This window comes from Roseibium sp. MMSF_3412 (assembly GCF_030733265.1).
Classification (GTDB): domain Bacteria; phylum Pseudomonadota; class Alphaproteobacteria; order Rhizobiales; family Stappiaceae; genus Roseibium.
Genome location: NZ_JASHJI010000001.1, coordinates 392,677 through 405,468, shown reverse-complemented (window position 1 = coordinate 405,468; position 12,792 = coordinate 392,677). Strand labels below are relative to the sequence as shown.

At 58.7% G+C, this 12,792-nt stretch carries 10 protein-coding genes; 7 read left to right on the top strand and 3 right to left on the bottom strand.

The window, feature by feature from the left end; genetic code table 11:
• Positions 1 to 792 precede the first annotated feature (792 nt).
• On the bottom strand, positions 793 to 2,469 hold the full coding sequence (locus RBB49_RS01760; RefSeq protein WP_306140935.1) for an electron transfer flavoprotein-ubiquinone oxidoreductase: 1,677 nt from the start codon (positions 2,467 to 2,469) through the stop codon (positions 793 to 795).
• Positions 2,470 to 2,780: 311 nt separating this feature from the next.
• On the opposite strand from RBB49_RS01760, the gene RBB49_RS01755 reads away from it, so the two are divergent.
• The 4 genes from RBB49_RS01755 to RBB49_RS01740 all read left to right on the top strand — a co-directional run bounded on the left by RBB49_RS01755 (position 2,781) and on the right by RBB49_RS01740 (position 5,611).
• The gene (locus RBB49_RS01755) at positions 2,781 to 3,692 is read left to right on the top strand and encodes a uracil-DNA glycosylase (RefSeq protein WP_306140934.1); all 912 of its coding nucleotides are present in this window, start codon (positions 2,781 to 2,783) and stop codon (positions 3,690 to 3,692) included.
• Between the two features lie 78 nt (positions 3,693 to 3,770).
• Complete coding sequence (locus RBB49_RS01750) at positions 3,771 to 4,403, top strand: PilZ domain-containing protein (RefSeq protein WP_306140933.1); 633 nt, start codon at positions 3,771 to 3,773, stop codon at positions 4,401 to 4,403.
• Between the two features lie 117 nt (positions 4,404 to 4,520).
• On the top strand, positions 4,521 to 5,378 hold the full coding sequence (locus RBB49_RS01745; protein WP_306140932.1) for a S49 family peptidase: 858 nt from the start codon (positions 4,521 to 4,523) through the stop codon (positions 5,376 to 5,378).
• 47 nt (positions 5,379 to 5,425) lie between these two features.
• Positions 5,426 to 5,611, top strand: a complete 186-nt coding sequence (locus tag RBB49_RS01740; protein WP_306140931.1) for a hypothetical protein — start codon at positions 5,426 to 5,428, stop codon at positions 5,609 to 5,611.
• A gap of 36 nt (positions 5,612 to 5,647) precedes the next feature.
• Here RBB49_RS01740 and RBB49_RS01735 read toward each other — a convergent pair whose 3' ends face one another.
• Positions 5,648 to 7,039: an MATE family efflux transporter gene (locus tag RBB49_RS01735; protein ID WP_306140930.1), complete on the bottom strand. Its 1,392-nt coding sequence runs from the start codon at positions 7,037 to 7,039 to the stop codon at positions 5,648 to 5,650.
• Positions 7,040 to 7,365: 326 nt separating this feature from the next.
• On the opposite strand from RBB49_RS01735, the gene RBB49_RS01730 reads away from it, so the two are divergent.
• The 3 genes from RBB49_RS01730 to RBB49_RS01720 all read left to right on the top strand — a co-directional run bounded on the left by RBB49_RS01730 (position 7,366) and on the right by RBB49_RS01720 (position 11,016).
• Positions 7,366 to 8,334 carry a glycine--tRNA ligase subunit alpha gene (locus RBB49_RS01730; RefSeq protein ID WP_306140929.1) on the top strand — a complete coding sequence of 323 codons (969 nt, stop codon included), beginning with the start codon at positions 7,366 to 7,368 and terminating at the stop codon, positions 8,332 to 8,334.
• A gap of 172 nt (positions 8,335 to 8,506) precedes the next feature.
• On the top strand, positions 8,507 to 9,061 hold the full coding sequence (locus tag RBB49_RS01725) for a LemA family protein (RefSeq protein WP_306140928.1): 555 nt from the start codon (positions 8,507 to 8,509) through the stop codon (positions 9,059 to 9,061).
• Positions 9,062 to 9,072: 11 nt separating this feature from the next.
• A complete protein-coding gene (locus tag RBB49_RS01720) occupies positions 9,073 to 11,016 on the top strand; it encodes a DUF2207 domain-containing protein (protein WP_306140927.1) in 1,944 nt (647 codons plus the stop codon).
• 37 nt (positions 11,017 to 11,053) lie between these two features.
• Here RBB49_RS01720 and RBB49_RS01715 read toward each other — a convergent pair whose 3' ends face one another.
• On the bottom strand, positions 11,054 to 12,601 hold the full coding sequence (locus RBB49_RS01715) for a bifunctional diguanylate cyclase/phosphodiesterase (RefSeq protein ID WP_306140926.1): 1,548 nt from the start codon (positions 12,599 to 12,601) through the stop codon (positions 11,054 to 11,056).
• Positions 12,602 to 12,792 lie beyond the last annotated feature (191 nt).

The window sequence follows — 12,792 nt, the reverse complement described above, 5'->3', positions numbered from 1 at the left end:
TTCGGGATAACTCCTGATTGAACCGGTGCAAGCTCAAAGCCAAGAAGTTCTTTAGTTTCAAAGAATTGTAAAAAACATACTCTTAATCTATTGTTGTATAGAAAATTTTTATGACGCCTTTTTGCCGGGATTAAATTCGTAAGCAGCTGAAAATAATGAGAAAAAGCGGCATCAATTTCCCATGTGATTGTTGCCGGGTCTTGTGAGCAGGTACCGTGTACATGATCACAGTGCTTTGTCTGCAGGCCTGATTCAGATTGAAAATTGACCATTTGGTATAAATTTTGATGCTGACACTATAATAAGTTCTTATTTGTTGAAATTCACGGTTGACGTTTCCGTAAGGTGAAGATATGTCGGCGCTCGCTGAGGCAATCGTTAACCAAGATTAACAAAGCCGAAGCCAATAACCGGGCAAAGACCTGGAACGGTGCACGTTGGCTCCATCTGGACCTTCGACCCCCAAAAAATCACCGCCTGCAAGGGCGGTTCAGGCCTTGTGGCGCGGGCGATCGCGCAACAACAGGACGTCTGGAACGTCCGGCCTTCCAGTTTTGCGCGGTTGACAACCGCAACAGGCCGGTACCCCCACTTTAACCGGCCTGATACAACCCATCGTCCACAAGACGACAACGCCGGGAAGTTTTGCTTCCCGGCGTTGTTTGTTTCCGAAACCGGTTTTGCGATTTCTTGTCCCTCGGACGTCTCTGCGCCCTTTGCGCGCTACGAAAGACATGCAACGGCCGAAGCCGTTGCAATCCTGTGCCGTGATCGGCGTATTCGTATCAAGGTTTACATGTTCGGATAGTTCGGTCCGCCAGCCCCTTCCGGAACCGTCCAGGTGATATTGCGGTTCGGATCCTTGATGTCGCAGGTCTTGCAGTGCACGCAGTTCTGCGAATTGATCTGGAACCGGGGCGCGTCCTCACCTTCCTCGACCCACTCGTAAACGCCGGCCGGGCAGTACCGGTTCGACGGACCGGCGAACACATCGTGTTCGGAGGATTTCTGAACGGCCAGGTCGCTGACTTTCAGATGGATCGGCTGGTCTTCCTCGTGGTTCGTGTTGGACAGGAACACGGAGGAAAGCTTGTCGAAGGAAACAACGCCATCCGGTTTCGGATAGTCGATCTTCTTGCAGTCCTTGGCCGGTTTCAGCGTCTCTGAATCGCGCTTGCCATGCTTCATCGTGCCAAAGAAGGAGAAGCCGAACAATTCATTCGTCCACATGTCGAGACCGCCAAGACCGATGCCCAGCCAGGTGCCGAATTTCGACCAGAGCGGTTTCGCGTTGCGCACCTTCTTGAGGTCCTCACCGATCGGACTGTTGCGCCAGGCCGTGTCGTAATTGGTGAGTTCGGTATGCGCTTCGCCGCGTCCAATGGCCGCCATGACCTCTTCTGCGGCCAGCATGCCGGAGAGCATTGCGTTGTGCGAACCCTTGATGCGCGGAACGTTTACAAACCCCGCCGAGCATCCCATCAGCAGACCGCCGGGGAAAGACAGTTTCGGCACGGACTGGTACCCGCCTTCGGTGATGGCACGTGCACCATAGGAGATCCGTTTTCCGCCCTCGAACGTGTCGCGGATCGCCGGGTGGGTCTTGAAGCGCTGGAATTCGTCAAAGGGAGAAAGCCAGGGGTTCTCGTAGTTCAAATGAACCACGAACCCGACGGCGACCTGGTTGTCTTCCAGGTGATACAGGAATGATCCGCCGCCGGTTTTCCCGTCAAGCGGCCAGCCGAAGGAGTGCTGCACAAGGCCGAGCTTGTGCTTTTCGGGGGCCACCTGCCACAGTTCCTTGATACCGATCCCGAATTTCGGAACGTCACTGTCCTTGTCGAGGTCGAACTTCTCGATGAGCTGCTTTGCCAGGGATCCGCGGGCACCTTCGCCGATGAGCGTGTATTTGCCGCGCAGTTCCATACCGCGGGTGAACATTGCATTCGGCTTGCCGTCGCGGCCGATACCCATGTCGCCGGTCGCAACACCAACGACCCTGCCGTCTCCGTCGTAAAGCAGTTCGGCGGCGGCAAAGCCCGGGTAGATCTCGACGCCGAGCGCTTCGGCCTTCTCGGCAAGCCAGCGGCAGACGTTCCCGAGAGATACAATGTAGTTGCCGTGATTGTTCATCAGTTTCGGCATGAACATGTTCGGAAGACGTGCGGATCCGGCCGGTCCGAGCACCAGGAAATGGTCGTCTGTCACGGCCGTCTTGATCGGGCTGTCCTCTTCGCGCCAGTCGGGCAGCAACTGGTCCAGCGCGATCGGATCGATCACAGCGCCGGACAGGATATGTGCACCGACTTCGGACCCTTTTTCCAGTACGACGATGCTGAGCTCCTCGCCCTTGTCGTTGGCGATCTGCTTGAGCCGTATCGCGGCAGCAAGACCGGCCGGTCCCGCGCCGATGATCACGACGTCGACGTCCATGCTCTCGCGTTCACCAAGCTCGTCTTGTTCGCTCATTTTTTTCTCCCTCAAGCCGGCAAGGCCTCATCCCGAGTGCCCTGTTTGCAGCATTTTGCAGCGCAATACACGACATTTTTCAATTCTGTTAGCGAATTCCGGCCCTAAATTTGTCGAATTTCGCCCAGATAGACCAAAGGCGCGCATGGGCGTCAAGAAAAAGATTTACGTTTACGTAAGAGTAAAGTGAGTTTCATTCCTTCGATGAAGCGCATGAAGTACAGGAAGCCTGGGGGTTCTGCCACCCTGCGCCACCTCAGTGCTTGTAAGCGGCGGCCAGCTGACTAGAATTCGGCTCTGGAGGCCGTTACTTGCAAAATTCCCAAGACCATCTGAAAGAGATCGAAAGCCTGCTGGAATTCTACCGCAGCGCGGGCGTCGACTGTTTTCTGGGCGACGAACCTGTCGATTGGGCGGCGGCGAGCGTGCGCCAGGCGGCGCACCGTCATCAGGCGGTTTCGCACGCACGGCCATCTCACAAAGCAGGAGGTTCGGCGCAGTCGCAGGCGTCTGAAGACGTCGCGGCCGCGAGTACGCCGCGGCAACAGCCCGCTGCGCCGTCGCAGCAGCCCGCACAGTCGCATCAGCCTGCTTCGGCACAGGCAGCGGTCGTGCCGGACCGGGAAATGATCGCTTCGGCGCGGGATCTTGCCGCATCTGCTGCATCGCTGGCTGATCTGAAAGCCTGCCTGGAGACGTTTGAAGGCTGCAATCTCAAGCTGACCGCCAAGACGCTGGTGTTCGGCGACGGCAATCCGGAAGCCCGGCTGATGCTTGTCGGTGAAGCGCCAGGGCGGGAGGAAGACCTTCAGGGAAAACCATTTGTAGGCCGCTCCGGACAATTGCTCGACCGCATGCTGACGGCGATCGGACTGGACCGGGAAGCAGCCTACATTGCCAACGTCGTTCCCTGGCGCCCGCCGGGAAACCGAACGCCGACGCCTCAGGAAACCGAGATCTGCAAACCTTTCATCAAACGGCAGATCGAACTGGTCAACCCGGATGTGCTGGTGTTCCTCGGGGCGGCTTCCGCAAAGAACCTGCTTGGCGTGCAGGACGGTATTCGCAAGATGCGCGGCCGATGGATGAATTACACGCTTGCGGACCGGGAGATCGCGGCGGTCGCCACCTACCATCCGGCATACCTGCTGCGCAGCCCGCTCGAGAAACGCCTGTCCTGGCGTGACTTCCTCAGTATCCGGTCTCGCCTGGCCGGCCAGTAGCACATCGACTTCCGTTGCGTTAATACAGCTTTTAGGCTTGCGGTTGTAGGTTGGGGTGCAACCGAACCGGAGGACGATTTGAGCAACACCAGCGCGGTCAGAATTGCCGAGAACAGCGTAACGGCGCTCGTCGTTGATCTGGCCGACATGTCGTGCTTCGAAGCATCGGCGATCGACGTGAACGACGCCGGGTGCTGGATCGTTTCCGACAAGGTGGACCTGCTTCAAAAAGACGTCGGACTGCGCCTTGCAGGCTTTGACAAGCTCGTGCGTGGCACTGTGATTGCCTATGGCGACAACGAGGCCAGGGTCAGCTTTCTGAAAGATGATCAGGCGACCGCGGAAAAGCGGCGCGAGGTCAGACGGTCGGTCTGGATCAGCACGGTGGTGAGCGGCAAGACCAGCCCGTTCATCATCAAGTGCCGCATCGTCGACGCAAGCAGATCCGGCTGCCGGCTTGAAGCCGACAATCTTGATCGTCTGCCGCAGGATATCGAAATTTCCATTCCGGGTCTCGATATGCCCATTGCAGCGAAAATCATCTGGCGCAAGAACGGGCAGGCGGGCGTCCGCCTCAACTGGCCGTTCGACCCGACGCCGGTTCTGACACCCGAAGCGGTTACGGCCATGCTGGACCGGGAACAGGAAAAGCTGGCAGCTGAAAAAGAGGCGAAGAAGTCCAAGAAACGTGTCAGTGCATTCGGATCGTGAGCCTCCTGGAGGCCGAGCCTCAAGGCGGAGTGTGATTTAGCGCGCACTTGGTCTTTGCAAGTTCCCGATCGATACATATATCGAGAGGAATACCGAACTCTCGCAGGGCCTTTCAGCGTGCTTTCCAAAATCCGCAGCATTCTTCCAAGACGTTTCCGCAATGACAAACCGATCATTCCTGTCGTCCGCCTGCAGGGCGCGATCGGCATGCAGAGCCCGATGCGATCGGGGCTGTCTCTTGCGTCGGCTGCCCTGCCGCTTGAGAAGGCCTTTTCCATCAAGAAAGCGCCTGCGGTTGCCCTGATCATCAACTCGCCCGGCGGGTCGCCGGTGCAATCGCGCCTCATCTTCAAGCGCATCCGCGACCTTGCGAAGGAAAACGAAAAGGAAGTTCTGGTTTTCGTGGAGGATGTCGCGGCCAGCGGTGGCTACATGATCGCCGTCGCAGGTGACGAGATTTTTGTCGATCCTTCGTCCATTGTCGGGTCGATAGGTGTGGTCGCTGCGGGCTTTGGCTTTACGGAGCTGATCAAGAAGATCGGCGTCGACCGGCGCGTCTACACCGCCGGGGAAAAGAAAGTCACGCTCGATCCTTTCCAGCCCGAGGTGCCCGACGATATTGCCTATCTCAAGAGCTTGCAGCTCGAATTGCATGAGACCTTTATCGATCTTGTAAAATCCCGTCGCGGAGATGTTCTGGGCGAAGACCCGGATCTGTTTACGGGCAAGTTCTGGACGGGACGTACCGCCGTGGAGCTCGGGCTTGTCGACTCGATCGGCGATTTGCGCGGTGTTCTGAAGGACAGGTTTGGCGACAAGGTCGAACCCAAGCTGATTTCAGCGCCGCGCGGCCTGTTTGGCAGGCGTGCTGCCGTCGGCATCGGTCTGAAGGGCCAGCGTTTGACCGAAGGGCTTGGAGAAGATCTGATTTCTGCCGTTGAGGAACGGGCGTTGTGGATGCGCTACGGCCTTTAAAAAGGCGCATTGGGCATGTGATCTCGGGGCAAAGCAAGGGGAACGATATGACTGAACTGATTGGCGTGGCGGCTCTCGCAGTTGGCGGTTACTGGATTGTTCAACGGGTCAAACGCAAGATGGCCGATGTCGAGAACCAGATCTCGAGAGCGGCTGCCAAGGCAGACCCGAACGGCAAGGGCGCGAAGCTGGTCCTTGACCCCGAAACGGGAAAATATCGCCCCGTCAACTGAAGCGAACCGGCGGCGCGTGCGCCCCGCCGGCAATCATCATTTCGCATCATCAGCAAGAAAGAGGCCCCAGCGTGCGTCGGTAGTTCTTGCAGCCGAGATGAGAATGACCGCGACCAGCAATAGCAGGAGCCCCTCCGCCACGGGCCCCGCGACCCAGATGCCGACCTCACCGAAATAGTACGGCAGCACCACAAGCAGCGGCAAAAAGAAGAAATACGGCTTGATCAGGCTGACCAGGGCAGCCTTTTTTGCATCGCCGAGCGCCTGGAAATATCCTCCGATCACGAACAGCGGCCCTGCGGCGAACATCAGCGCGATGTTGATCGGCAGGATCCTGCCGAGCTCCGCGACGATTGCGGGATCGTCGACAAACAGGAAACCGATCGGCCGGGCAAACAGGCTCAGGAGAAGCTGGACCGCGAGACTGTAGAAAAATGCCGTCAGCAAACCGAGCCGAAGTGTCGCGTTCGTGCGTTCGAATGCACCGGCCCCGTAATTGTTGCCGATCATTGCCTGCAGGGCGTGGATCAGTCCGAGCAACGGCAGAAACACGAAAGTCATGATGCGTGTCAGGAGCCCGAACGCAGCCACGGTCGATTCATATCCGCTCGACCCGACCAGCTGCAACGCTGCAAATGTCGCTGCAGACCCGAGAGCAATGCCGGCGAAATTGAGACTTTGCGGAGCGCCAAGCGCAAAAATCGGCCGCCAGCATGATGTCCAGGAAGTTCTGAGGAGAATTCCGGGCTTCAGGTGGCTGTCTGCGCGCAGCCGGAACCCGATGATGACAAGCAGCGACAACAGCTGCGCAAGCGCGGTTCCGGCAGCGGTTCCGGCAACACCAAGATGCAAAATGACCACGAACACGAAATTGAGCGCGATATTGACCAGCGACACGAACAGGCTGACACCGGCCATTTGCATGACATAGCCTTCGCTGCGCAGCGAATCCGACTGGACCGAAAGCACGAACAGAAGCGGCGATGTCCACACGGTAATCGCCATGTAGGTGAAAGCCATGCCCGCAATTGCTTCGGAGCCTTCTGCGGCGATGACGATGAGCGGATATCCGGCGAGCGAAAACGCGGCAACAGTCAGGAGACCGATCCCGAGCGAGAGACCGTGCGCGCCGGTGAACACGCGCTGTGCGTCGCTATATCGTTCACCACCGAGGTCGCGCGCCAGAATGCTGGACATGCCGCTTGAGATCAGTGTCGCGGTCGCCACAAGTATCATGTAGGCGGGAAACATGAGCGTGACGGCGCTGAGGGCGTCCGGTCCGACGAAGCGGCCGAGAAACAATGCGTCGGCAACGGTCAGAAGACCGTTCATGCTCATCACCAGGATGATTGGCAGAGCCGTCTTCAAGAGTGTGGGGACCAGCGGGCCCTGCGTATAGAAATTCGTCCGGGACGTGTCGGTCGACATTCCGTTCTCCAGGTGCAGGCATTTCGCGGGAAGGGAAGTGCTCGCATTGCCACCTGGGCGAAACGCTTTCGTGGAACGAAACTGTCGAAACCAGAACTTCACCAGGACCATTGGTCTGCGAGCGGCCGGCGTCTGGAGCCGCGTTGTTGGTAATGGAGGGCATGGGCACCGTCAAGCCTTTCGTTCGCAGGCGCGGAAGCAGGTCCTGTTTGCCATTCGGGCGACAACACATTCATGCCTGTCTTGACCTTGCCTCTTCGTCGTGGCACCTCTCGCCTCGCGCGGCGGAATGGCCTGCCGTGAAAAGCCACCTGCGGAAAAAAGTCATGTCGACGGACACATTGCCGGCACATATGCGCCCGGAAAACTCGTTTCAGGGTCTGATCCTGACGCTTCAACGCTTTTGGGCGGACCAGGGCTGCGTCGTGCTGCAGCCGTATGACATGGAAGTCGGCGCCGGGACGTTTCACCCGGCAACCACGCTGCGCTCGCTCGGTCCGCGTCCCTGGCGCGCTGCCTATGTCCAGCCGTCGCGCCGGCCGACAGATGGCCGCTACGGTGAAAATCCGAACAGGCTGCAGCATTACTACCAGTTTCAGGTGATCCTCAAACCGTCACCGGCGGACTTGCAGGACCTTTATCTGAAGTCGCTCTACGCCATCGGTCTCGATCCGAAACTGCATGACATCCGCTTCGTTGAGGACGACTGGGAAAGCCCGACGCTGGGGGCCTGGGGTCTGGGCTGGGAATGCTGGTGCGACGGCATGGAAGTGTCGCAATTCACCTACTTTCAGCAGGTGGCCGGTTTCGAATGTTCTCCGGTCTCCGGTGAACTCACCTATGGGCTTGAGCGCCTCGCCATGTATATCCAGGGCGTCGATAACGTTTATGAGCTGAATTACAACGGCATGGAGGGCGACGCCAGGGTGACCTACGGCGATGTCTTTCTGCAGGCCGAGCAGGAATATTCCCGGCACAATTTCGAGCATGCCGACACGGAGATGCTGTTCCGCCACTTCAAGGACGCGGAAAACGAATGCAGGGCCCTGCTCGATGCCGGTGCCAAGGCAAGGGAAGAGGCCGGTGCGACGGTTCACCAGGTGGTGCTCCCTGCCTATGACCAGTGCATCAAGGCCAGCCATGCCTTCAATCTGCTTGACGCGCGTGGTGTGATCTCCGTGACAGAGCGCCAGAGTTACATCCTGCGCGTACGTGAACTTGCCAAGGCCTGCGGCACGGCGTTCCTGGAAACGGAAGCAGGCGGCGTCGGCTATCACAATCAGGCAGCCGAATAGACAGGCACCTCTCGCAGTCTGTGATCGATCGCGCATTGACGGGATAACCGCGCCAAAGCGCCCGGTTTTTGACCCTCATATGTGGGTGACGCGGGTTTATGACGCCCGGCAGGATGACAGGCCTGCCGGCAGGCGCTAGCCTCCGGATCGTTCTTGAAGGAGGATCCGCACGTTGTCCTGGATAATTCTTGCGCTTTTGATCGCGCTCTCCGTTTATGCAATTTTTCTCTACAACACGCTCGTCAAGAAACGCCAGATGGTCGAGGAAGGCTGGAGTGGTATCGACGTGCAACTCAAGCGCCGTGCCAATCTCATTCCCAATCTGGTGGAAACCGTAAAGGGGTATGCCGGGCACGAGCAGGAAACGCTCGACGCGGTGACCAAACTGCGGGCATCGGTCGGGTCCGTGCCGAGCGGTGACGTGGCCGGGCGTGCCAAGGCCGAAGGTGCGCTTGGCCAGGCGCTCGGGCGGCTGTTCGCCGTCGCCGAAGCCTATCCCGATCTCAAGGCCAGCGAGAACTTCTCCGATCTTCACAATTCGCTGGATGAAATCGAGAACGCGATCCAGATGGCGCGCCGCTATTACAACGGCGCAGTGCGCGGTCTGAACGTCGCCGTGGAGAGTTTCCCCTCGAACCTCATCGCGAACCAGTTCAAGTTCGACAAGGCCGAATATTTCGAAATCGAGGACGAGGCTGATCGGGCCGTGCCCAAGGTCGAATTTTAAGGGGCATGTCCATGTGGATTAGATCTGTTGCCGCCGGGGCCGTGCTGGCGGTCCTGATTTTCAGTGGAGCCGGAACCGCCTCGGCGGAGGAACGCATCCACCGCTTCGTCTCCAATGTCGAGGTCGCCGAGAGCGGCCTGCTCACGGTGACCGAGACAATCAGCGTGCGCGCGGAAGGAAACCAGATCAAGCGCGGTATCTTCCGCGACTTTCCGCTTCGGGCCGAAGGTCCGGACGGGCGCACCTACCGGGTCGGGTTCAAGGTACTGTCGGTGCTTCAGGACGGGCGCGAAGCCAGCTATTTTGAAAGAGCGAGCGGCGACGGTGTGCGGATCTATATCGGCGACGAGAACGTCTTTCTGGAGCCGGGCAATTACACTTACACGATCGAATACGAAACCGACCGCCAGATCCGGTTCTTCGATGACCACGATGAAGTCTACTGGAATGCGACCGGCAACGAATGGATCTTTCCGATTGACGAGGTTGTCGCGCGGGTCATCCTGCCGCCGGGCACACGGGCTCAGGACTGGACCGCCTATACCGGAAGCTTCGGTGAAAGGGGCAGGGACTTTGAGGCACGCGTTGCCGAGGACGGTCGCGAGGTCATCTTTACCAACACCCGGGCCTTGAGGGCCTACGAGGGGCTCACCGTGGTTGTCGCAATGCCTAAGGGCGCCGTTGCCGCACCCACGGAAGCGGAACAGCTCGGGTATTTCCTGGACGACTACCGGCCTGAAATTATTGGCGGGGCAGGCGTGCTGCTTGTGCTCTTCTACTACCTGATGGCCTGGCTGTTTGTCGGGCGCGATCCTGCCAGCGGCGTTGTTTTTCCGCGTTTCAAGGCGCCGCCCGATGTTTCCCCGGCGCTTGCCAGATACGTATCGACACGCGGTTTCAGCGATGGCGGATGGGTCGCGCTCGCCGCGGCGAGCCTCAACCTTGCCGTCAAGCACCGCCTGCGTTTCGAGGAAAAGGACGGCGACATGGTGCTTGAGCTCGATGAGGCGCTGGGCACCGGCACGAGCGATCTGCCGAAGGGAGAGGCAGCTCTCGTCACCTATTTGAACGGGCGCGGCTCGCCGCTTCCAATCGACAAGGACAACGGCGGTGCGATCAAGGCTCTGGGCAGCAAGTTCAGGAGCGCGATCGAGAAGGAAAGCCGGAATGTGTTCTTCAAGAACAACCGGTCGTTTCTTCTCCCCGGTGCGCTTCTCAGCATCGCGGTGATCATCGGGCTGTTTGCCTTCGGACAAATGCCGCCGGACCAGATGGAATTCGCCTTCCTTTTCATGGTCTTGTCGATCTTCGCGGCCGCCTTTTCGGTGAATATCGGCAAGGCCGTGTTCCGCATTCCCAACATGCAGCTCAGAATGGGGCTGATCTTCGTCCTGTTCATTGCTGCCATGATCGGCACGGGCCTGCTGGCGAACAACATTTCCGGCGGTGTTTCAACACTGCCGATCCTGCCTGTCGTGGCAGCCGCCCTCATTGCGCTGAATGTGCTGTTCTTTTTCCTGCTCAGCGCACCGACCGCGCTGGGCCGGCAGGTGCTGGATCAGATCGAGGGCCTGAAGCTCTATCTCTCCGTCGCCGAGCAGGAACGGCTCAACATGGGTGAAGCGCCGGACATGAGCACCGTGCATTTCGAGGAATTGCTTCCCTATGCGGTTGCGCTCGGCGTCGAAAAGCCGTGGTCCAATGCGTTCGAGGGCTGGCTTGCAACTGCGGCCGGTGCTGCGGCGGCGGCCAGCTATCATCCGAACTGGTATAGCGGGCGGACCTTCGACGCGCATCATGTCTCCGATTCGCTTTCCAGCACCACCAGCGCCATGGCCCAGTCGTTCAGGTCGTCTCTTCCTGTCCCGAAGTCCTCGAGTTCCGGCTTTTCCGGCGGTTCGTCGGGTGGTTCGTCAGGCGGCGGCGGAGGCGGTGGCGGCGGCGGCGGCTGGTAGAGTTCGCGCGGCAGGCTGCGGCAGGCTGTGGAGGCGGTCAGGCCACGTTGGAGTTTTCAGCGAACGGAAGACGACCGCCATCCTGTGCCGCCAGGAGCTCATCCGCATCCTCGGCAGAGACTGCCTTGGCATAGAGAAAGCCCTGGCCGTAATGACATCCGTTTGAACTCAGCGCGGAATGCACGGCGTCGTTTTCGACGCCTTCGGCCACGGCGTCGATCTCCAGTCCCTTCGACAGGACGAGAACCGCTTCCACGATCGCAGCGCACTGCTTGTCGGTCAGCATGCGCTCGGTGAACGACTTGTCGATCTTGACCTTCTTGATCGGGAAGTCCCGGAGATAGCTCAGGGAGGAATGACCCGCGCCAAAATCGTCCAGGGCAATCGTGATGCCCGTTGCGGTCAGCTCATCAAGAATGCGTCTTGCCGCTTCCGGGTTCTTGACCAGCGACGTCTCGGTGATCTCCAGAACGAGCCGGTCGGACGGATAGCCATAGGCTCCGAGGATCGTTTTGATCTGGTCCGGCAGGGCAGGGTCCTGCAATTGGACAGGCGACAGGTTGAATGAGAGATAGAGGTCTTCCGGCCATTTTGCCGCCGTCTCGCAGGCCTTTGCAAGCAGATGCCGCGTCAGTTCGGAAATGATGCCGCAGTCTTCAGCGATCGGAATGAACTGCATCGGCGGCACGTTGCCGAAGTCGCTGTCGGTCCAGCGTGCGAGCGCTTCAAATCCCGCGATACGTCCCGTGTCCATGTCCAGGATCGGCTGGTAGTGGACCTTGACGTCCTCGACCTCAATGGCACGCCTGAGCCTTTGTTCCAGAAGCGTTCTGTGCAGGATCGAGGCATCCATGTCGACTTCAAAGAAGCGATAGGTTGAGCGTCCCGAGGATTTGGCCCTGTAAAGGGCAATGTCGGCACGTCTCAAAAGCTCGGTGACGGCATGGCCGTCATGCGGATAAAGAGAGATACCGATACCGGAGCCTATGGAAATCTGGCGCTCTCCGATTTCGAAGCGTTCGCTGATGCGCGTCAACAGGCGGCGTGCAAAACCCGAGGCTTCGCTCTTGTCGGAAAAAACGGGCGACACGATCGCGAATTCGTCTCCGCCGAGGCGGGCAACAATGCCGTCATTCCCGACCGTTTCGGCAAGCCGTTCGGCGAAACTACGCAAGAGGTTGTCTCCGAACGCATGGCCGTAGACGTCGTTGATCGGTTTGAAGCCGTCCAGGTCCAGCATCATGATTGCGCGGAAGCTGCCGTCTTTCACGTTCCGGCTGAGATCGGAAAAGGCTTCGAGCAGGCGTCGGCGGTTCGGAAGGCCCGTCAGTGCGTCATGCTGCGCCAGGGCCAGGGCCTTGGAATGTTCTGACGAGCGGGCACTCAGTTCGCTGCGCAGTTTGCGCGTGACCCAGAGGCCGTAAACGAGACCGATCAGGGCAAAGAACAGGAACACGCCTGCGGCAGCATCGTACATCAGGTGACTTGCGCCTGAATGATTGTCTTCCAGAAGATGAGGAATAAAACCGAAGACCGCAAAACTGAAGATTGCCGCTGCGAAAATCGCGGCAATTGAACGTGCCAAGAGTCGGACGCCTGTGGCTTCCTGATTGATCACTATCTCTTCCTGATACTTCGTACTGCCTTACCAGTTGATGATCATCGCAGGTATTTCTTGAAGAAGCGTGAAGCAAAACTATGATTTGCTACTGCTATTTTTGTCGATGCCCGGCGACGCCCGGAAATCTGGAAAAGGGGTGACAAGCGCACGTTGAG